Source organism: Novosphingobium sp. FW305-C-30-35, assembly GCF_058783135.1.
The window spans coordinates 69,680-88,885 of record NZ_JBYSYJ010000002.1; the positions used below are offsets into that span (position 1 = coordinate 69,680).

At 65.5% G+C, this 19,206-nt stretch carries 21 protein-coding genes; 19 read left to right on the forward strand and 2 right to left on the reverse strand.

The window, feature by feature from the left end:
- The first annotated feature begins 1 nt into the window (after position 1).
- The 19 genes from AC3WLM_RS17135 to AC3WLM_RS17225 are packed head-to-tail and all read left to right on the forward strand — an operon-like array spanning position 2 to position 17,520.
- Positions 2 to 925: a VOC family protein gene (locus tag AC3WLM_RS17135; protein WP_039334512.1), complete on the forward strand. Its 924-nt coding sequence runs from the start codon at positions 2 to 4 to the stop codon at positions 923 to 925.
- Positions 922 to 1,803 carry a CoA transferase subunit A gene (locus AC3WLM_RS17140; RefSeq protein ID WP_492478192.1) on the forward strand — a complete coding sequence of 294 codons (882 nt, stop codon included), beginning with the start codon at positions 922 to 924 and terminating at the stop codon, positions 1,801 to 1,803. Before AC3WLM_RS17135 ends, AC3WLM_RS17140 begins: the two co-directional genes overlap by 4 nt.
- On the forward strand, positions 1,803 to 2,597 hold the full coding sequence (locus tag AC3WLM_RS17145) for a CoA-transferase subunit beta (protein WP_492478193.1): 795 nt from the start codon (positions 1,803 to 1,805) through the stop codon (positions 2,595 to 2,597). Before AC3WLM_RS17140 ends, AC3WLM_RS17145 begins: the two co-directional genes overlap by 1 nt.
- Positions 2,598 to 2,610: 13 nt before the next feature.
- Positions 2,611 to 3,510 (forward strand): enoyl-CoA hydratase, encoded by a 900-nt coding sequence (locus AC3WLM_RS17150; RefSeq protein ID WP_492478194.1) that lies wholly within the window; start codon positions 2,611 to 2,613, stop codon positions 3,508 to 3,510.
- Positions 3,510 to 4,574, forward strand: a complete 1,065-nt coding sequence (locus AC3WLM_RS17155; protein ID WP_492478195.1) for an NAD(P)H-dependent flavin oxidoreductase — start codon at positions 3,510 to 3,512, stop codon at positions 4,572 to 4,574. The genes AC3WLM_RS17150 and AC3WLM_RS17155 overlap by 1 nt, the downstream gene beginning before the upstream one ends.
- Positions 4,575 to 4,598: 24 nt before the next feature.
- Positions 4,599 to 5,354, forward strand: coding sequence for an enoyl-CoA hydratase family protein (locus AC3WLM_RS17160; RefSeq protein ID WP_039334517.1), 756 nt, complete (start codon positions 4,599 to 4,601; stop codon positions 5,352 to 5,354).
- Positions 5,354 to 6,499, forward strand: a complete 1,146-nt coding sequence (locus AC3WLM_RS17165; RefSeq protein ID WP_039334518.1) for an acyl-CoA dehydrogenase — start codon at positions 5,354 to 5,356, stop codon at positions 6,497 to 6,499. The genes AC3WLM_RS17160 and AC3WLM_RS17165 overlap by 1 nt, the downstream gene beginning before the upstream one ends.
- A gap of 14 nt (positions 6,500 to 6,513) precedes the next feature.
- Positions 6,514 to 7,545, forward strand: coding sequence for an acyl-CoA dehydrogenase family protein (locus AC3WLM_RS17170; protein WP_492478196.1), 1,032 nt, complete (start codon positions 6,514 to 6,516; stop codon positions 7,543 to 7,545).
- Positions 7,538 to 8,689, forward strand: coding sequence for an acetyl-CoA C-acetyltransferase (locus AC3WLM_RS17175; RefSeq protein ID WP_492478197.1), 1,152 nt, complete (start codon positions 7,538 to 7,540; stop codon positions 8,687 to 8,689). The genes AC3WLM_RS17170 and AC3WLM_RS17175 overlap by 8 nt, the downstream gene beginning before the upstream one ends.
- A gap of 2 nt (positions 8,690 to 8,691) precedes the next feature.
- Positions 8,692 to 9,132, forward strand: coding sequence for a nuclear transport factor 2 family protein (locus AC3WLM_RS17180; protein ID WP_492478198.1), 441 nt, complete (start codon positions 8,692 to 8,694; stop codon positions 9,130 to 9,132).
- Positions 9,133 to 9,153: 21 nt separating this feature from the next.
- Positions 9,154 to 10,071, forward strand: coding sequence for an SDR family oxidoreductase (locus tag AC3WLM_RS17185; protein ID WP_492478199.1), 918 nt, complete (start codon positions 9,154 to 9,156; stop codon positions 10,069 to 10,071).
- Positions 10,072 to 10,121: 50 nt separating this feature from the next.
- The gene (locus AC3WLM_RS17190) at positions 10,122 to 11,177 is read left to right on the forward strand and encodes an acyl-CoA dehydrogenase family protein (RefSeq protein ID WP_039334523.1); all 1,056 of its coding nucleotides are present in this window, start codon (positions 10,122 to 10,124) and stop codon (positions 11,175 to 11,177) included.
- Positions 11,174 to 12,352, forward strand: coding sequence for an acyl-CoA dehydrogenase family protein (locus tag AC3WLM_RS17195; protein ID WP_492478200.1), 1,179 nt, complete (start codon positions 11,174 to 11,176; stop codon positions 12,350 to 12,352). Before AC3WLM_RS17190 ends, AC3WLM_RS17195 begins: the two co-directional genes overlap by 4 nt.
- Entirely contained in the window at positions 12,349 to 13,134 is a 786-nt protein-coding gene (locus AC3WLM_RS17200) for an SDR family oxidoreductase (protein WP_052242381.1), read from the forward strand. The genes AC3WLM_RS17195 and AC3WLM_RS17200 overlap by 4 nt, the downstream gene beginning before the upstream one ends.
- A 2-nt stretch (positions 13,135 to 13,136) precedes the next feature.
- The gene (locus AC3WLM_RS17205; RefSeq protein WP_492478201.1) at positions 13,137 to 13,604 is read left to right on the forward strand and encodes a MaoC family dehydratase; all 468 of its coding nucleotides are present in this window, start codon (positions 13,137 to 13,139) and stop codon (positions 13,602 to 13,604) included.
- On the forward strand, positions 13,601 to 13,978 hold the full coding sequence (locus tag AC3WLM_RS17210; protein ID WP_039334531.1) for a steroid Delta-isomerase: 378 nt from the start codon (positions 13,601 to 13,603) through the stop codon (positions 13,976 to 13,978). The genes AC3WLM_RS17205 and AC3WLM_RS17210 overlap by 4 nt, the downstream gene beginning before the upstream one ends.
- 12 nt (positions 13,979 to 13,990) lie before the next feature.
- Positions 13,991 to 15,193: a thiolase family protein gene (locus tag AC3WLM_RS17215; RefSeq protein WP_492478202.1), complete on the forward strand. Its 1,203-nt coding sequence runs from the start codon at positions 13,991 to 13,993 to the stop codon at positions 15,191 to 15,193.
- A gap of 6 nt (positions 15,194 to 15,199) precedes the next feature.
- Entirely contained in the window at positions 15,200 to 16,723 is a 1,524-nt protein-coding gene (locus tag AC3WLM_RS17220) for a FadD3 family acyl-CoA ligase (protein WP_039334535.1), read from the forward strand.
- A gap of 29 nt (positions 16,724 to 16,752) precedes the next feature.
- The gene (locus AC3WLM_RS17225) at positions 16,753 to 17,520 is read left to right on the forward strand and encodes an SDR family NAD(P)-dependent oxidoreductase (RefSeq protein ID WP_062343301.1); all 768 of its coding nucleotides are present in this window, start codon (positions 16,753 to 16,755) and stop codon (positions 17,518 to 17,520) included.
- 105 nt (positions 17,521 to 17,625) lie between these two features.
- Here the strand turns inward: AC3WLM_RS17225 and AC3WLM_RS17230 are convergent, their stop codons facing one another.
- Together AC3WLM_RS17230 and AC3WLM_RS17235 are read right to left on the reverse strand one after the other, a co-directional pair.
- Complete coding sequence (locus AC3WLM_RS17230; protein WP_492478203.1) at positions 17,626 to 18,297, reverse strand: TetR/AcrR family transcriptional regulator; 672 nt, start codon at positions 18,295 to 18,297, stop codon at positions 17,626 to 17,628.
- Between the two features lie 49 nt (positions 18,298 to 18,346).
- Positions 18,347 to 19,198 (reverse strand): hypothetical protein, encoded by an 852-nt coding sequence (locus tag AC3WLM_RS17235; protein ID WP_492478204.1) that lies wholly within the window; start codon positions 19,196 to 19,198, stop codon positions 18,347 to 18,349.
- Positions 19,199 to 19,206 lie beyond the last annotated feature (8 nt).

Consider the following 19,206-nt stretch of genomic DNA (forward strand, 5'->3'; position numbering starts at 1 on the left):
CATGGGCATAAAGGCACTGGGCTATGTCAGGATCGAAACCGCCAAGGCGGAGGCCTGGGACCACTTCATGACGCAAGTGGTCGGCACGATGCGGGCGGATGCGCCATGCGATGGCGTGGCGGCCTACCGGATCGACGACCGCCCGTTCCGCTTCTGGGTCGAGCGCGGCGAGAGCGACCGGCTTGTGGCTGCTGGTTATGAAGTCGGCGATGCGGCGGAACTGGCGGCGCTGCGTGAGACGATTGCCGGGCTGGGGCGCGAGATTGTCGATGGCGATGCGGATGCAGCAAAGGCGCGCGGCGTGGCGGCGTTCTTTGCGACGAGCGATCCTTCGGGCAACGGCCTCGAGTTCTTCCACGGCGATGTCCGCGACGATGTGGCGTTCGTTTCGCCGGTGGGCGTGAGCGGCTTCGTGACCGGAGACATGGGCATGGGGCACGCCGTGTTTGCGACGCCGAACTTTGACGAGGCGCACGCCTTCTACAAGGCCATCGGCTTTCGCGACACCGACATCCCGCGCTTCCGTTTTTCGGACGATCCCAACGATCCGGGCATGGGCTTTGCCTTCATGCACGCCGACAATGGCCGCCACCATTCGGTAGCCATTGCGGAAATGCCGGTGCCGCCTTCTGCCTGCATCCACCTGATGCTGGAGATGAAGACGCAAAGCGACGTGGGCAAGTGCCATGATCGCATGCGCATCAACAAGGTGCCCGAGAGCGCCTCGATCGGCCGGCACGTCAACGACCAGACCTTCGGCTTCTACATGCAGACGCCCTCTGGCTTCGACATCGAGATCGGGGCCGATCCGCTGGTGATCGATTACACGAACTGGACACCGACCGCGCATCTGATCCCCAGCGAATGGGGCCATGTCTGGGCATGGCAGAAGGCGCTTGAAGAGCAGGCAGGAGAACAGGCGTGAGCCTTGATAAGAGGATGAGCGCGGCGGAGATCGTCGCGCAGCTGTCCGATGGCATGACCATCGGCATCAGCGGCTGGGGGCCGCGGCGCAAGCCGATGGCGCTGGTGCGCGAGATCATGCGTTCCGACCTCAAGGATCTGACCGTCGTCGCCTATGGCGGCGCTGACGTGGGCATGTTGTGCGCAGCGGGCAAGGTGAAGAAGCTGGTCTTCGCGTTCGTCAGCCTTGATGCGATCCCGCTGGAGCCGTGGTTTCGCAAGGCCCGCGAGAGCGGCGCACTGCAGGTGCTGGAGCTGGACGAAGGCATGTTCCAGTGGGGCCTGAAGGCGGCGGCGTTCGGCCTGCCGTTCCTCCCGACGCGGGTTGGCCTCGGCACGGACCTTGCCGAGCTGGGCGGCCTCAAGACCGTGCAGTCACCCTATGACGATGGCGAGACGCTGATCGCCATGCCGGCGCTCAAGCTCGATGCCGCGCTGATCCACGTCAACCGCAGCGACTGGCGCGGCAACGTGCAGGTGTTTGGGCCGGACGTCTATTACGACGAGTGGTTCGCCAAGGCTGCTGCCAGGACCTACGTTTCATGCGAGGAACTGGTCGACCGGATGGAGGACCATTACCCCGAAGGCGCGCAGGACAACCTGTTCGAGCGCTGCTTCGTTTCGGGCGTGGTGGAAATGCCCTGCGGCGCGCACCCAAGCTCGATGCCGCCGCATTACGGCTGGGACATGAAGGCCTTCAAGGCCTACGCCGATGCGGCACGCGATCCGGGCGACTGGTCTGCGGTGGCGGACCGCTTCGTTGGCGCTTCTGAAGCCGAATATCTTGAATCCATTGGCGGAAAGGAGGCGGTAGCGGCTCTTTCGCTGCCGATTTTCTGATGAGCGACATCACTCTCGTAGACCTGTGCATCGTCGCCTGTTCGGAAGCGTTCCGGGGCAATGGCGAAATCGTGGCGACCGGCGTGGGGCCAGTGCCGCGCCTGGCGGCGGGCCTGGCCAAGCTGACCCATACGCCCGAACTGATGATGACCGACGGCGAGGCCTATCTGGTCGAGCAGCCGGTGCCGCTGGGGCCGCGCAAGTACGACGACCGCAAGCCTGCAGGATACCTCCCCTTCTCGCGCTTCTTCGACAGTGCGGTGTGGTCAGGGCGAAGGCATGCCATGGTCACGCCGACGCAGCTTGATCGCTTCGGGCAGATCAACCTGTCCTACATGGGCGGGACCTATGACAAGCCGAAGACCCAGATGCTGGGCGTGCGCGGCTTTCCGGGGAACACGATCTACCACCCCAACTCGTTCTTCTTCCCGGCGCATGGGCCGCGCGTCTTCGTGCCCCAGGTCGATATGATCTCGGGCGTGGGGTACAATGCGGCCAAGCGCGTTCCGGGCGGCAACTTCTCGGGCGTGAGCCTGCGCCGGATCGTGACCAACCTTTGCGTGATGGACTTCGGCGGGCCGGACAACCAGATCCGCGTGATCTCGCTGCACCCCGGCGTGACGTTCGAGGAAGTGCAGGCGGCAACCGGTTTCGAACTGGCCCAGGCCGACAACGTGGAAGTGACGCGGCTGCCGACGGCAGAGGAACTGGCAGTGATTGCCGGCCTCGATCCGCACAATGTCCGCGCCAGCGTGCTCAAGGACAACCCGCCCGCCATTCGCGCCGCCGCCTGAGGGAGATGACCGCATGACCGACCTCGTCGAGCCGAAGCAAGTCGACATCGTCTACGAGACGCAAGAGCCTGTCCGCTACGAGGTGGAAGGCAGCGTGGCCTGGATCACGATGAACCGGCCGCAGTTCAACAATGCCCAGAACGGGCAGATGACCTATGCGCTCGACGATGCGTTTGGCCGCGCGGTGCAGGACGACAACGTCCGCGCGATCGTGCTGGCGGGCGAGGGCAAGCACTTCTCGGCCGGCCACGACATCGGCACGCCGGGGCGCGACCTGCACCATGAGTTCGACAAGCGGCTGATGTTCCCGCCGCACACGAACAAGCCGGGCGCCGAACTGCTCTATACCCGCGAGCAGGAGCAGTACCTTGGCATGTGCCGCCGCTGGCGCGATATCTCCAAGCCGACCATCGCCATGGTGCAGGGCGCCTGCGTGGCGGGCGGGCTGATGCTGGCCTGGGTGTGTGACCTGATCGTGGCTTCGGAAGACGCGTTCTTCCAGGACCCGGTGAACCCGCTGATGGGCATTCCGGGTGTCGAATACTTTGCCCATGCCTATGAACTGCCGACGCGCGTGGCCAAGGAATTCCTGCTGCTGGGCGAGCGCATGCCGGCGGCGCGGGCCTACAGCTTCGGCATGGTCAACAAGGTGGTGCCGCGCGCCGAATTGCGCGAGGCGACTGCTGCGTGGGCGAACAAGCTGGCGGGGCAAGGGCGGCTGGGCAACTGGCTGACCAAGCAGTCCGTCAATCACGTCGAGGAACTGCGCGGCAAGCGGGCGGCGATGGATGCGGTCTACCACATGCACCACTTTGCCCATGCGCAGAACGATATCGTGACCGGCAACTCGATTGCGGGCGTGAGCGGGACGTCTGCTGCTGCGGCAAATAAGAAAGACGCGGGCGAAGGCTGATGGCTGGTGCGCTTCACACCGTCCTGACCGAGCGCCTTGGCTGCAAGGCTCCGATCATCCAGACCGCGATGGGCTGGGTGGCCGAGCCGAGCCTTGTCATCGGCAGCTGCAATGCGGGTGCGTTCGGCTTCCTTGGCGCTGCGGTGATGACCCCCGATGAATGCCGCGAGAAGATCCTGGCCGTGCGCCGTGGTACGGACAAGCCGTTCGGGGTGAACTTCCATTCGTTCCAGCCCGGAGCGGAGCAGATCGTCGACCTGATCCTGGCCAATGCCGATCAGGTGCGCGCGGTCAGCTTCGGGCGCGGGCCGAATGCCAAGATGATCGGGCGGTTCAAGGATGCCGGGATTCTGTGCATTCCCACCGTCGGCGCGGTGAAGCACGCCAGGAAGATGGAAGAGCTGGGCGTCGACATGATCAGCGTCCAGGGCGGCGAGGGTGGCGGGCATACCGGTTCGGTGCCGACGACGATCCTGCTGCCGCAAGTGCTCGATACCGTGAAGGTGCCGGTGATCGCCAGCGGCGGCTTTGCCGACGGGCGCGGTCTGGTTGCGGCTTTGGCCTATGGCGCCGTCGGCATTGCGATGGGCACGCGCTTTCTGCTGACCAAGGAAAGCCCGGTGCCCGATAGCGCCAAGGCGGCGTACCTGAAGGCCGGGACCGACCAGATCATCGTGACGACCAAGCTTGACGGCATTCCGCAGCGGATGGTGCGCACGCGCCTGATGGACCGCATCGAGAAGTCCGGCTCCCTGGCCATGTGGCTGCGCGCCTTCGAGGCAGGCGCGGCGATGAAGCGCCAGACCGGCGCCTCGTGGCTTCATTTCATCAAGGCGGCCAAGGGCATGACCGGGCACGGCGATGTGTCATTGAAGCAGGCGATGATGGCCGCGACCATGCCCATGCTGATCCAGAAGGCGGTGGTCGATGGCGATATCGAGAACGGCGTGATGGCGACGGGCGTGGTCGGCGGGCGCATTTCCGAGGTTCCGACCTGCCAGGAGCTGGTCGACCGCATCATGGCCGAGGCCGAGGCCCGCCTTTCCGCGCTCTGCGCAAGCTGACATTTCGAGGACGAGGGACACCCCATGCCGATCACGCTTACCGTCAAGGACCGCATCGCCGAGATCGTGTTCGACGTGCCGCCGGTCAACGCGTTCGACAGCGAGACGTGGATGTCGCTGCCGGCCATCGTCAAGAAGGCGGCGGCAGACCCTGAGGCGAACGTGGTGCTGATCCGCGCGGCGGAGGATTCGCGGGGGTTCTGTGGGGGCGTCGATATCAAGGAGATGCAGGCCCACCCGGAACGCATCACCGTGCTCAATCGCGGCAACTTCCTGACGTTCAAGGCGATCCACGAGGCGGAGATTCCTGTCGTGGTCGCGGCGCACAAGTTCGTGATCGGCGGCGGCATCGGCATCTGCGGCGCGAGCGACGTGATCATCGCGGCGGACGATGCGTTCTTCTCGCTGCCGGAAGTCGATCGCGGCGCGATGGGCGGGGCGAGCCACATGTCGCGCATGCTGCCGCTGCACAAGGTGCGCGCGGCGTTCTTTACCGGCGGCAACATCCCGGCGCAGGAAGCCTATCGCCTGGGTGCGGTGGAGAAGGTGGTGCCGCGTGCCGATCTGGTGGCAGAGGCCCACGCCTTCTGCAGCGTGATCGCATCGAAGAGCCGCAAGGCGCTGGTCATCGCCAAGGAAGCTCTGAACGGTCTCGAAGCGCGTGACGTCGATCGCGGATACCGCTGGGAGCAGGGCTTCACGCTGGAAATGTACATGCACGAAGACAGCCAGCGCGCGCGGGATGCCTTCGTCGAGACCGGCAAGGCGGCGAAGTTCTGATGAACCTGACGTACACTCCAGAACAGCAGGCATTTCGCGCAGAGGTACGCGCGTGGCTGGAAGCGCATGTGCCCAAGCAACCGCTCGAGCATTACGACGCGACGCGCGAGGGTTTCGAGGCGCACCGGCAATGGGAAGCGACGCTGAAGAGCGGCGACTGGGGCATGGTGACCTGGCCCAAGGAATACGGCGGGCGCGGGCTCGACCTGATCCAGTGGCTGATCTTCGAGGAAGAGTATTACCGTGCCGGAGCGCCGGGCCGCGTCAACCAGAACGGCATTTTCCTGCTCGGCCCGACGCTGATGGAATTCGGCACGCACGAACAGAAGCAGCGTTTCCTGCCGCCGATGGCGAGCGGCGAGGAAATCTGGGCGCAGGCCTGGTCCGAACCGCAGGCGGGGTCCGACCTTGCCGGAGTGCGGGCGACCGCCGTTCGTGAGGGCGACGAATACGTGCTCAACGGCCACAAGATCTGGTCGAGCCGCGCCGCCTTTGCCGACTGGGCCTTCGGCCTGTTCCGCGAGCCGGGCAGCGAGCGGCACAAGGGGATGAGCCTGATCTTCTTCCGGCTGGATCAGGAAGGCGTCACCCGCAACCCGATCCGCAAGATCAACGGGCATGTGGGCTTTGCCGAGATCTTCCTCGACAACGTGCGCGTGCCTGCGTTCAACCGCCTGGGCGACGAGGGGCAGGGCTGGCACATCTGCATGGCGACCGCAGGGTTCGAGCGCGGGTTGATGCTGCGTAGCCCGGCGCGGTTTCAGGAAGCCGCGGCGGCGCTGGCGGCGCTGTGGCAGAGCCGCAAGGACAGCTGCGATCCAGCGCTGGAGGCGGACGTGGTGCGCGCGCACATGAATGCGGAGGCCTATGCGCTCAACATCTACCAGACCGCATCGCGGCTGATGGCGGGCGCGAAGATCGGGCCGGAGGCTTCGACCAACAAGATCTTCTGGTCGGAGATGGACATCCACCTTCACGAGACCGCGCTGGCTATCCTCGGGGCCGAGGCCGAGCTGCTGCCGCCTACTGGTGAGCACGAATGGCTCGACGACTACATCTTCTCGCTGGCCGGGCCGATCTATGCCGGGTCGAACGAGATCCAGCGCAACATCATTGCCGAGCGCATGCTCGGCCTGCCGCGCTGAGGAGGGACGGGCACATGGACTTCACCCTCAACGACGAACAGCTGATGTTTGCCGAGACGGCACGGACGCTTCTGGGCGATACCTGCACGCCGGATCATTGGCACAAGATGATGGAACAGGGCGTGGCCTTCGATGCCGCGCGCTGGGCGCAGATCGTCGAGAACGGCTTTACCCTGCTGCTCCTGCCCGAAGCTGCTGGCGGCATGGGGCTGACCGAACTGGACCTTGCCCTTATCGCCATCGAGGCGGGCTATGTGGCGCTGCCTGAACCTCTGGCGGAAAGCGCCGGTGTTGGCGCGCCTTTGCTGGCCAGCCTTGCGCCGGATCATCCGCTCCTGGCCGATCCGGCGGCGATCATCGCGGTGGCCCCGGCGATCAATCCGGTCGTCGCCAATGCCGGCATTGCTGCGGCGATCCTGATCGAGAAGGACGGACGGGCCTATCTGGTGACGCCGGATCAGGTGACGCTGACGCCAGCCGAGACCATCGATCCGTTCCGCCGCCTGTTCCGCATCGAATGGGATGAGAGCAACGCCGAGGATCTCGGCCCTGCCGACTGGACGCTGGCGCTGGACCGCGCGTCGCTGTTCGCGGCGGCGCAGGGGCTGGGGCTGGCGCAGCGGGCGGTCGATCTGGCGGTCGCCTATGCCAAGGATCGCATGCAGTTTGGCAAGCCGATCGGATCGTACCAGGCGGTGAAGCACCATCTTGCCAGCGCGCAGACCGCGATCGAATTCGCGCGGCCGGTCGTGCTCGCTGCTGCGGCCGAGATCGGCCACGCTGACATTCATTCGCGGGCGCGGGTGTCCGAGGCGAAGGTCGTCGCACTGGAAGCGGCCGAGAAGGCCGCGCGAGCTTCGATCCAGGTCCATGGCGCGATGGGCTATTCCTGGGAAGTGGACGTGCACCTGTTCCTCAAGCGCGCGCTGGCGCTGAAGGCGGCGTGGGGCACGCCCGCCTTCCATCGCAGCCGCATTGCCACGCGCATCTTCACCCAGCCACTTGGCGCCGACCAGACCTTTGCACGCGAGACAGAACATGCCTGAAGCCTTTATCGTCGATGCCGTGCGCGCGCCTGTCGGGCGCAAGAAGGGCAGCCTTGCCCACCTCCACCCGGCCGACCTTGCCGCGCATCCCATCCGCGAACTGATGGCGCGGCACGACTTCGACCCGGCGCTGGTCGAGGACGTGGTGTGGGGCTGCACCGAAACGATCGGCGGCCAGGCGGGCGACATTGGCCGCACGGCGTGGCTGGTCGCTGGCCTTGCCGAGGACGTGCCGGGCGTGACCATCGATCGCCAGTGTGGCTCTGCCCAGCAGGCGGTCCACTTCGCCGCACAGGGCGTGATGAGCGGCACGCAGGACATTGTCGTGGCCGGTGGCAGCCAGGCGATGAACCGCATTCCGATCATGGCGGCGATGACCGCTGGCGCTGCCTATGGCTTCGAAAGTCCGTTCATCGGCGCCAGGGGCTGGGACGCGCGCTATGGCGACGAGGAAGTGAACCAGATCCGCTCGGCCGAGATGATTGCCGAGAAGTGGAACATCAGCCGCGAGGAAATGGACGCTTTCGCCTATGAGAGCCACCGCCGTGCGCAGCATGCGACCGAGCAGGGCTGGTTCAGGAACGAGATCGTGCCGCTGGAGGGGCTGGACCGCGACGAGACGATCCGTCCGGGCACGACGCTGGAAGGCCTCGCCTCGCTCAATCCGGTGCGCGAGGGCGGGCGGATCACGGCGGGCAATGCCAGCCAGAATTCCGATTGTGCGGCTGCGCTGCTGATCGTCAGCGAGCGGGCGCTGAAGGAGCACAACCTCAAGCCGCGCGCGCGCATTCACCACATGTCGGTGCGGGCCGACAATCCGGTGTGGATGCTGACGGGGCCAATACCGGCGACGCGCTATGCCATGCACAAATCGGGCATGAAGCTTTCCGACATCGACCTGTTCGAATGCAACGAGGCTTTCGCTTCGGTGCCGATGGCGTGGATGAGGGATCTCGAAATCCCGCACGAGAAGGTCAACGTGGCGGGCGGCGCGATTGCGCTGGGCCATCCGATCGGCTCGACCGGGGCCAAGTTGATGACGACGCTGCTCAACTCGCTCGAGCGCACCGGTGGCCGCTATGGGCTGCAGACGATGTGCGAAGGCGGGGGCCAGGCCAACGTCACGATCATCGAGCGGCTCTGACCATGCACGCCGCCGCCGCCATCACCAACCTGCTCTACCGCTACGCGGAACTGATGGACGCAGGCCAGCTCGAGGAGGTCGCCGCGATGTTCGAACATGCGCGCGTCACTTTGGGTGGTGGCACGGTGGTCGAGGGCGCGGCTCCCATGCTGGAGCAGTGGCGCGCCTTCGTGCGCATCCATCCTTGCGGCACGCCGCGCACGCGGCACGTGATCACCAACCCGATCCTCGAGATTCACGAGGCGGCGGGCACGGCGAGCTGCCGTTCGGTCTACACCGTGTTCCAGCAGACCCCGGAACTGCCGCTGCAGGCGATCGCATCGGGGCGCTATCACGATACGTTCGAGCGCGTGGAAGGCACCTGGCGCTTCGCCACGCGCGATTATTCCATGCTCGATTACATCGGCGACCTTTCGCAGCACCTGCTGCTGCCGGTTGGCTGAAGCACTTCACAGGAGACACAAGTGGGCATCTGCGGCGGTATCTGTAATGGGCGCACTGTGATCATCACCGGCGCCGCGCGCGGGCTGGGCCGCGCCTATGCGCTGGCCTTTGCCGCCGAGGGCGCGAACGTGGTGGTCAACGACATCGGCACGTCGCTGGGCGGCGAGGGTCGCGATACCAGCGCTGCCGATGGCGTGGTGGCCGAGATCGTGGCGGCGGGCGGCAAGGCCGTGGCCAACTACGAGGACATTACCGACTGGGATGCGGCAGGACGGATCGTGCAGGCCGCGCTCGATGCGTTCGGTGACCTGCATGTGGTGGTAAACAATGCCGGCATCGTGCGCGATCGCATGTTCGTTTCGGCAACGCTGGAAGAGTGGGACGCGACGATGCTCGTCCACCTGCGCGGCCACTTCTGCCTTGCGCGCCACGCCGTGAACTACTGGCGCGCCAAGCAGAAGGACGGGTGCGATCCCGATGCGCGGATCATCAATACCTCGAGCGGGGCCGGGCTGCAGGGCTCGATCGCGCAGGCAGCCTATTCGACAGCCAAGGGCGGCATCGCCTCGCTGACGCTGGTGCAGGCGGCAGAGCTGGGGCGCTATGGCATCACTGCCAATGCACTGGCCCCATCTGCGCGCACCCGCATGACCGAGCAGGCCTTTGCCGAGAAGATGGCGACCGAGGGCCAGGCCTTCGACGTGATGGACCCCGCCAATGTCGCGCCGACGGTCGTGTGGCTCGGCAGCAGCGCAAGCCGCGATGTGACCGGGTGCGTCTTCGAACTCGAAGGCGGCAAGATCATGCTGGAGGACGGCTGGCGCGAGGGTCCGGTGGTGGACAAGGGCGCCCGGTGGGAGCCTGCTGAAGTTGGCGATGCCGTGGCGAAGCTGATCGCAGCGCGCGTGCCGCCGCGGAAAGTGTGGGGTGCGGCCTAAAGGCCGCGGGGTATGGGGCACGGCCTGAAGGCCCGGACGGAGTAGAGACGATGGAATTTGCCTTCACCGACGAACAGGCGATGATCGCCGAGACCGTGCGCGGCTTCTTTGCCGAGAACGCGACGAGCGAGCGCACGCGAAAGGCCATGGCGGCCGACGGGATCGACCGCGAGCTGTGGTCGTCGTTCGCGACCGAGCTTGGCCTTGCCGGGATCGGCCTGCCTGAGGAACATGGCGGCGCAGGCCTCGGCATGGTCGAGATGGCGCTGGTGGCCGAGGCTGCGGGGGCGCAGGTGGCGGCGCTGCCGCTGCTGGGCCACGTGATGATCGGGCAGGCCATTGCGCGTGGGGGTTCCGAGGCGCAGAAGGCGGAATGGTTGCCGCGCCTTGCTGCGGGCGAGTTGATCGCGACGGCGGCGTGGGCTCCGCAGCTGGCCGTGGAGGATGCCCGGATTTCGGGTACGTTCCCGTTCCTGCCGCATGGCGCTTCGGCTGATCTGCTGCTGGTCCATTCGGGCAGCGATGCGTGGATCGTCGACCTCAAGGGCGCTGGTGTGAGTGTGCAGGCGCACGTCACGATGGACCAGACCCGGCCTTTTGCCACGGCGACGCTCGATGGCGCGCAGGGCGAGCAGCTTGCTGATGGCGATGCGGCAATTGCCGGGGCGCTGGCCGCCGGGTGGATCTGCCTTGCCGCCGAGGCGCTCGGCGGGGCGCAGGCGACGCTCGATCGCACTGTCGCCTATTCCAAGGAGCGCGTGCAGTTCGGGCGGCAGATCGGCTCGTTCCAGGCCTACAAGCACCGCCTGGCCGACATGATGATCGAGATCGAGCAGGCGCGCTCGGCGGTCTACTGGGCGGCCTGCGCGGTGGACGAGGGTTCGGACGAGGCGCAGGTCGCGCTGCATTCGGCCAAGGCGTTCTGCGCCGACACCTTCTTCATGTGCGCGGGCAACATGATCCAGCTGCACGGCGGCATCGGCTTTACCTGGGAGCATGACGCGCACCTGTTCTTCAAGCGCGCCCGTTCGATCCAGACGCTGCTTGGCGATGGCCAGTGGCATCGCGAGCAGGTCGCCTCGGCGGTTCTCGGGGCGGCTGCATGAAGCTCGGCTTTTCGCCCGCTGACGAAGCCTTTCGCGCAGAGTGCGCGGCGTGGCTGCAGGCGGAAATGACCGGGGAATTCGCCGACATTCGCGGCATTCCCAACCTGTGCGACGCAATCCCGCGCCGCAAGGAGTGGGAGCAGCGGCTGGGCGAGGCCGGGTGGAGCTGCATCGGCTGGCCCAGGGAGTGGGGCGGGCGCGATGCGACCATCGCCCAGCAGGTGATCTTCGCCGAGGAATATGCGCGGGCTGGCGCCCCCAATCGGATCAACCACATCGGCGTGGAACTGGCCGGGCCGACGATCCTTGCCTTCGGGTCCGAGGAGCAGAAGGCGAGGTACCTGCCCGAAATCGCGGCAGGTCGGCAGATCTGGTGCCAGGGCTATTCGGAGCCGAATGCCGGTTCCGACCTTGCCAACGTGAAGACCAAGGCGCGGTTGGACGATGGTGAGTGGGTGGTCAACGGCCAGAAGGTCTGGACCAGCCTCGCGCATTATTCGGACATGATCTTCGTCGTCGCGCGTAGCGAAGAAGGCTCGGCGGGCCCCAAGGGGCTGTCGTTCCTGTTGATGGACATGGACCAGCCCGGCATCGAGGTCCGCCCGATCCGTCAGATCAACGGCGAGGCCGAGTTCAACGAGACTTTCCTCACCGACGCGCGCTGTGCCGCCGATGCCATGCTGGGCGCAGCGGGCGAGGGGTGGAAGGTGGCGATGGCGCTGCTGGCGTTCGAGCGCGGGGTTTCGACGCTGGGCCAGCAGATGCAGTTCAGGAACGAACTCGACGCCGTGATCGATGCGGCCAAGGCCAACGGAAAGGCTGCCGATCCGGTGATCCGCCAGAAGATCGCGCGGGCGGAAATCGGCCTTCGCCTGATGCGCTATGGCGCGCTGCGGATGCTTTCGGGCACAGACCTTGCGGCCATCGACGGTGCGGCGCTGACCTACAAGATCCAGTGGGCGACTTGGCGGCGTGACCTTGGCGAGCTGGGCATGGAAGTGCTCGGACAGGCCGGAGAAATTGCGTCCGGTGACCATTACTCCTGGCCGACGTTGCCCAACCTGTTTCTCTTCAGCCGCTCCGACACGATCTACGGCGGCACCAACCAGATCCAGCGCAACCTGATCGCCGAGCGCGGTCTGGGGCTACCGCGCGAACCGAGAGGTCAAGCATGAGCGTTCCCGTTCCTCCCTATCCGACGCCCATGGGCATGCTGAAGGGCAAGACGGTGGTCGTCACCGCCGCTGCCGGGACCGGCATCGGCTTTGCGGTGGCGAAGCGGGCCGCAGAAGAGGGCGCGCGTCTGCTGATCAGCGACTTTCACGAGCGTCGTCTGGGCGAAGCGGCCGATCGCATTGCCGCCGAAGTGGGGTGCGAACGCCCGTTCACGCAGGTGTGTGACGTGACCAGCGAGGCGCAGGTTCAGGATCTGCGCGATGCCTCGCTGGAGGCGTTGGGATCGGTCGACGTGCTGATCAACAACGCCGGCCTTGGCGGCGAAGTGGACGTGGTCGACATGACCGACGAACAGTGGAGCCGCGTTCTTGACGTGACGCTGACCAGTCTGTTTCGCATGACGCGGGCGTTCCTGCCTTCGATGTATGCGGCGAAGAGCGGAGTGATGGTCAACAACGCCTCGGTGCTGGGCTGGCGCGCGCAGCGGGGCCAAGCGCACTATGCCGCGGCGAAAGCGGGCGTAATGGCCTTCACCCGCTGTGCCGCACTGGAAGCGGCGGATCACGGCGTGCGCATCAATGCGGTGGCGCCGAGCCTGGCGATGCATCCGTTCCTTGCCAAGGTGACGACAGAAGAGCGCCTTGCCGAGCTGGTCAAGACCGAAGCCTACGGGCGCCCCGCCGAGGTGTGGGAAGTGGCCAATGTCATGCTGTTCCTGGCCTCGGACCTTTCCTCCTACATGACCGGCGAGATCGTCCCGGTATCGAGCCAGAGGGCCTGATCGTGGCGGTGGTGTTCGAGAAACCGGCCGACCTGCTTGGCAAGGAAGGCACGGAACTGCCGCCGACCGAGTGGCTTCTGGTCGATCAGGAGCGGGTCAACGGGTTTGCCGATGTCACGGGCGATCACCAGTGGATCCACGTCGATGTCGAGCGTGCCAAGGCCGGACCGTTCGGCGGGACGATCGTGCATGGCTACCTGACGATGAGCCTCGTCAATTACTTCCTCCCCCAGCTGATCGAGGTGCGCGGGTTTGCCCATGCGGTGAACGTCGGCGCGGACCGCTTGCGCTTCCTCTCGCCGGTGAAGGTTGGCAGCCGCATCCGGGGTGCAGGCGAAATCGTCTCGGTCGAGGAGGTCAAGGGCGCGATCCAGTCAGTCGTGCGCGTCACCGTCGAGATCGAGGGGCAGGACAGGCCAGCCTGCGTGCTCGATACAATCAGCCGCTATTTTCCGGAGCAAGTGCGATGACCGATCCCAAGGTGATGGAAGCCGCCGTTCACGAATATGTTGCCGCGTTCGATGCAGGCGCGCCCGAACGGGTTGCCGCGTTGTTTGCGGAAGATGCCACGGTCGAAGACCCGGTGGGGACCGAACCCAAGGTCGGGCAGGCGGCGATCCTCGAATTCTATACGGCCTCGATGCAGACAGGCGCGAAGCTCAGGCTTGAAGGGCCGGTGCGCGTGTGCGGGCCTTATGCGGCGTTCGCGTTCTCGGTCCTGCTCAACCTTGGCGGCAAGGACATGCGCGTCGATGTGATCGACACCTTCAAGTTCAACGACGACGGCAAGGTCGTCGAGATGCGGGCCTATTTTGGGCCGACCAACATGCACGGATTTTCCTGAGAGGACGCAAACATGCGTGAAGCCGCCATCGTTTCGACCGCCCGCACCGGCGTGGGCAAGGCCTATCGTGGGGCCTTCAACGATACCGAAGCTCCGGTGCTGTCGAGCCACGTGGTCAATGCCGCGATTGCGCGGGCCGGGATCGATCCGGCACGGGTGGACGACGTCTATCTCGGCGTCGGCAACCACTGGAACACGCAGAGCTACAACCTCGGGCGGCTAACCGTCCACGGTTCGGTCCTGCCCGACACGACAGCGGGCTTCACGCTCGACCGCAAGTGCTCGTCCGGCCTCAACGCCATCGCGCTCGCAGCGCGTGGCATCATGTGCAACGAGATCGACGTTGCCGTGGCGGGCGGCATGGAAAGCATTTCGCTGACCATCAACAAGCATGCGCCGCAGTTTCGCAACCGTTCGGAATTCATCAAGGCTGCGGACCCGCATGCCTACATGGTGATGATCGAAACCGCCGAGATCGTCGCGGAGCGCTATGGTGTGACCCGCGAGGAGCAGGATCGCTTTGCCGCCCTTTCACAGCAGCGAGCCTCGGCTGCGCAGGAAGCCGGCAAGTTCGATGACGAGATCGTGCCGATCACCGTGACCAAGGCGTTGTTCGACAAGGAGGGCAACGAGACCGGCAAGGAGGAGGTGACGCTTGGCCGTGACGAAGGCGTGCGAGCGGGCACGACTTACGAAGCGCTGGCAGGCCTGAAGCCGGTGTTCAGGAACGGGCAGGTGATTGCCGAGGGCAAGCACGTTACCGCAGGCAATGCCAGCCAGCTGTCCGATGGCGCATCGGCGCAGGTGCTGATGGACCTCGATACCGCAAAGGCCGAAGGGCGTCCGGTGCTGGGGATCTATCGCGGCTTCCAGGTGGCGGGCTGCGGGGCAGAGGAAATGGGCATCGGGCCGGTCTTTGCGATCCCCAAGCTGCTGGACCGCGCAGGGCTGAAGATCGAGGATATCGGGCTGTTCGAGATCAACGAGGCCTTCGCGAGTCAGGCTGTCTATTGCCAGAAGAAGCTGGAGATCGATCCCGACACGCTCAACGTCAACGGCGGCGGCATTGCCATCGGCCATCCGTTCGGCATGACCGGATCAAGGCTGGTTGGCCATGCCCTGATCGAGGGCAAGCGGCGGGGCGTGAAGTACGTCGTCGTCTCGATGTGCGTGGCGGGCGGCATGGGTGCGGCCGGCCTGTTCGAAGTGGCCTGACGCGCGATGCTCGATCCCCTGCCGCCAACGATACCCCACGCCGCTCAGGCTGCGGCAAGAACCTGGCCAGATGCGCCGGCGGTGCTTGAGAACGGCGAGGTGTGGAGCTTTGCCGAGCTGTGGCAGCGCAGCAGGGCGGCGGCTTCGGCACTGCTGGGGCGGGGCATAGGCGCAGGGGACCGGGTAGCCATCTGGGCTCCCAATTCGCGCGAATGGATCGTGGCGGCGATTGCGGTGATGAGCTGCGGCGCGGCGGTGGTCACGCTCAATACCCGGCTGAAGGGCCGCGAGGCGGGAGACATTCTGCGCCGCACGAATGCGAAGCTGCTGTTCACGGTCGAGGGCTTTCTCGGCATCGATTACCGCGCCCTGATCGCGGACGAGGACCTGCCTGCGCTGGAAGGCACGTTGCTGCTCGAGCACGATCTGGTGCAAGGGGGCAAGGGGGCGGACGACCCGGCCGTGGACGGGGCGCTGGTGGGTATCGACGCCGATACTGTCTCGGACATCCTGTTCACCAGCGGGACGACCGGCAGCCCCAAGGGCGTGCTGATGACTTACGGCCGGGTCCTGCCGCAGGCTGCGGTGTGGTGCCAGAATACCGGCCTGCGCGAGGGCGATCGCTATCTCATTGCCAATCCGTTCTTCCATTCCTTCGGCATGAAGGTGGGCTGGGTTGCGTGCATCCTCTCGGGGGCGGTGGCTGTGCCGATGCCGCAGTTCGACGTGGGCCAGGCAATCGAGCTGATCGAGCGCGAACGCATCACTTTCATGCCGGGGCCGCCGACCATCTTCCAGATGCTGCTGGCAGAGTTGGACAAGCGCAAATGGGACTGCTCATCGTTGCGGGGCGGCACCACCGGCGCGGCAAGCGTGCCGCCCGCGCTGGTCGAACGCATCCGCGAGGACCTTGGCATGGTGGATCTGATCACCGCCTATGGCATGACCGAGTGCGTGAACATCACGACCTGCGTTCCGGGAGACGACGCTGAAACTATTGCCCGCACCTGTGGCAAGGCTTTTCCGGGCAACGAAGTTCGCATCGCCGACGCGCAAGGCAACGAAGTGCCGCGCGGGCAGACCGGCGAGGTGCAGGTGCGCGGGCAGGGCGTCATGCTTGGCTATCTCGACAACGCACAAGCCACGGCCGAGACCATCGACGCCGATGGCTGGCTGCACACAGGCGACGTCGGCACGATGGACGAGCGCGGCTATGTGCGCATCACCGACCGGATGAAGGACCTGTACATCTCGGGCGGGTTCAACGTCTATCCCGCCGAAGTCGAGAAGCTGCTGGCGGAGCATCCGGCGATCGGCATGGCCGCCGTCGTCGGCGTGCCGGACGAGCGCCTGGGCGAAGTGGGCCGCGCTTTCGTGGTGCTTCGTCCCGGTGCAACCGCAAGCGAGGCCGAGCTGATCGCGTGGTCGCGCGAGAACATGGCCAATTACAAGGTGCCGCGCAGCTTCGTGCTCGTGGAGGATCTCCCGCGCAATGCCGCGGGCAAGGTGCTGAAGACAGAACTTCGCTGATCAAGGCGAGGGCTATTTCGGAGAGAGTAATGCAGCGATTTGTCGGCAAGGTTGCCCTCGTCACCGGAGCAGGATCCGGCATCGGCCGCGCCGCGGCGATCCGCTTTGCGCAGGAAGGCGCGAGGGTGTTCTGCGCTGACCTCAACCTTGCGGCGGCGCAGGCCGTCGTGGCCGAGATCGGTCAGCGCGCAAGCGCCGTGAAGGTCGACGTGGCCGACTATGCCAGCAACCAGGAGATGGTGGCGCAAGTTCTGGCCGTAGCCGGAAAGCTGGATTTCGCCTTCCTCAATGCCGGGCTCTATGGCGCCGCCGAAGGCCTCGACACGGTTGACGAGGCGCTGTTCGACAAGCTGGTCGCGGTCAATCTCAAGGGCGCGTTCAACGGGATCAAGGCGGTGCAGCCAGTGATCGGGCAGGGCGGCGCGGTCGTGGTCACGGCTTCGGCGGCCGGCGTGGTCGGCCATCCGGCGAACCCGGCCTACAGTGCTGCCAAGCATGGCGTGGTCGGGCTGGTGAAGTCCTGCGTCGATGCCTTCGCGGCGCGCGGCTGCCGGATCAATGCGCTGTGCCCGGGCGGAGTGGAGACCCCCCTGATCGGCGCGCCGGATGTCGAGATCGTTGATGGGCAGGAGCTGCCGCGCGTGCCCTTGCGCGGCATGGGACAGGCGCAGCATGTTGCCGAAGTGGCGTTGTGGCTGTGCAGCCCGGCCTCGGGCTTCATCACCGGCCAGGCGCAAGTGCTTGACGCGGGACTGCTTTCGACCTTCGCGCCGGTGATGCTGCCCATCGGGCCGTGAGATAGACCGGCACGCAGGCCATTACGCCGCCTGTTGAGCGGCACGAACCATGGGCTGCCGGTCGAGCGATAGGTCTTGCGGAAGCCATCATTCAGCTGATCTGCCTTACGTGTCTGAAGCGAGGGAGGCGAAGTAATCGGCAATGATCCTGTCCGGCATGCCGATGCCACGCAGGCAGAACCACGTCGCCTGCCTGACAAGATTATCCCCCGCGACTCCGTAAGGCCTTGCCGCCAAAGGCAATCCCCCGATTGCGGCCATCATCGTCCCGACATGTTCGACGAACATGGCAGCGGCGGGCACGTCGAGAGGCTCGCCCTCAAGTCCACCCTCGGCCCGGGCAGAGGCATAGGCCGCGTCCATGGCAGCCCCGTTGCGCCGCTGCGAGCGGCGATAGATCAGGCTGGCGTAGGAGCCATCGCCTGCAAGGCTGGCCAGGGTCATGCGATGCGTATCATGACGGGCAGGATCATCTGCATCGGTCGCGCAGGCGGAGATGAAAGTGTGGATCGCACTGGCGAGGCCCCGCGCACCTTCGCCGTGCACGCCCTGTTCGCGCCAGCGCTCGTCCTGCTCGAGAAATACCTGGCGCAGGACCGCGCGGTAGAGGGCGAGCTTGCTGGGGAAATGACGGAACACCAGCGCCTCCGAGACCTTCGCCTCGCGCGCGATCTGCAGGGTCTTGGCTCCGTCATAGCCGTGCTGTGAAAAGACCCGCCGTGCGGCGGCAACGATCTGGCCTCGGCGCTGCACGCCCGGTAAACGGGTCCTTGTCATGATCACTCACTTACTTGGCAGACGGAGTGAGTCAATCATCGGGCCGAGGCTATTGCAGTTCCGGCCTCACCAGCGCCGAGGCGGGAACCCGCTCCGCCCAGAACGCGCCTTCGAGATCGGTATCGACATCGACTGCGCCGCGCACGCCCAAGGCCTCGCGCGCTTCGGCCAATGGGAGGTGGAAGCACGGCTCCAGCCTCTTCATGAACAAGGCGTCGCTGGCCTTGCCGACCGCCATGCCGCGCTGGATAGCGTCGGTGCAGGTGTTCCAGACTTGCGGATAATGCAGTATCGTCCGCACGGTGTAGCGGAGCGATCCGAAGATCTGGATCAGGCTCAATTCGGCTGCCAGTTCCGGATTGCGGATGTGCTTGAACACGTTGGTCAGGCGGTACCAGTAAGGTACGAGCTCACCCATGAAGTTGAACCCGCCGCCACACAGGATGTGTTCGAAATCGTGGGTCTGGCCTGAGCGCAGGTTGTAGAACTCCAGCTGGCTTTTCGGTTCGCGCCAGGGCGTGATCTGGATCTCGTAGTTTCCTTCGGTGATCCACTGGTAGAAGATTCCGCCGAGCGAGCCTGGCGCGTACTGCGCGAAATCGTCGATCGAGTAGGTCGAGTAGAAGCCCTCGGAAAGCCAGGCATCGAGTTCGGGATTGATCCGGCGTTCTGCCGTGAACATCTCCTCTATGGCATCGTGATCGCGCAGTTCCTCGAGAATCGGCAGGAACTCGTACATCTCGGCTGGCGGGGGCAGGTCCGGGCCGTTGCGGCGCAGGAGGATCATCGCCAGCCAATCGCGCAGGCGGGGGTTGTTGAGATACTTCGACGAGGACACGAGCACGCTCGACGGCGTTTCGACCGGCATGACGCCGCGGGCGAGATAGGGCAGGTCAGGCATCGACTTCT

Coding starts and splice junctions, on each gene's coding strand:
- AC3WLM_RS17200 (WP_052242381.1), top strand. CDS start 12,349: ATGAGCGTTCCCGTTCCTCCCTATCCGACGCCCATGGGCATGCTGAAG.
- AC3WLM_RS17135 (WP_039334512.1), top strand. CDS start 2: ATGGGCATAAAGGCACTGGGCTATGTCAGGATCGAAACCGCCAAGGCG.
- AC3WLM_RS17215 (WP_492478202.1), top strand. CDS start 13,991: ATGCGTGAAGCCGCCATCGTTTCGACCGCCCGCACCGGCGTGGGCAAG.
- AC3WLM_RS17225 (WP_062343301.1), top strand. CDS start 16,753: ATGCAGCGATTTGTCGGCAAGGTTGCCCTCGTCACCGGAGCAGGATCC.
- AC3WLM_RS17160 (WP_039334517.1), top strand. CDS start 4,599: ATGCCGATCACGCTTACCGTCAAGGACCGCATCGCCGAGATCGTGTTC.
- AC3WLM_RS17165 (WP_039334518.1), top strand. CDS start 5,354: ATGAACCTGACGTACACTCCAGAACAGCAGGCATTTCGCGCAGAGGTA.
- AC3WLM_RS17150 (WP_492478194.1), top strand. CDS start 2,611: ATGACCGACCTCGTCGAGCCGAAGCAAGTCGACATCGTCTACGAGACG.
- AC3WLM_RS17145 (WP_492478193.1), top strand. CDS start 1,803: ATGAGCGACATCACTCTCGTAGACCTGTGCATCGTCGCCTGTTCGGAA.
- AC3WLM_RS17190 (WP_039334523.1), top strand. CDS start 10,122: ATGGAATTTGCCTTCACCGACGAACAGGCGATGATCGCCGAGACCGTG.
- AC3WLM_RS17230 (WP_492478203.1), bottom strand. CDS start 18,297: ATGACAAGGACCCGTTTACCGGGCGTGCAGCGCCGAGGCCAGATCGTT.
- AC3WLM_RS17180 (WP_492478198.1), top strand. CDS start 8,692: ATGCACGCCGCCGCCGCCATCACCAACCTGCTCTACCGCTACGCGGAA.
- AC3WLM_RS17195 (WP_492478200.1), top strand. CDS start 11,174: ATGAAGCTCGGCTTTTCGCCCGCTGACGAAGCCTTTCGCGCAGAGTGC.
- AC3WLM_RS17210 (WP_039334531.1), top strand. CDS start 13,601: ATGACCGATCCCAAGGTGATGGAAGCCGCCGTTCACGAATATGTTGCC.
- AC3WLM_RS17155 (WP_492478195.1), top strand. CDS start 3,510: ATGGCTGGTGCGCTTCACACCGTCCTGACCGAGCGCCTTGGCTGCAAG.
- AC3WLM_RS17175 (WP_492478197.1), top strand. CDS start 7,538: ATGCCTGAAGCCTTTATCGTCGATGCCGTGCGCGCGCCTGTCGGGCGC.
- AC3WLM_RS17235 (WP_492478204.1), bottom strand. CDS start 19,198: ATGCCTGACCTGCCCTATCTCGCCCGCGGCGTCATGCCGGTCGAAACG.
- AC3WLM_RS17220 (WP_039334535.1), top strand. CDS start 15,200: ATGCTCGATCCCCTGCCGCCAACGATACCCCACGCCGCTCAGGCTGCG.
- AC3WLM_RS17170 (WP_492478196.1), top strand. CDS start 6,514: ATGGACTTCACCCTCAACGACGAACAGCTGATGTTTGCCGAGACGGCA.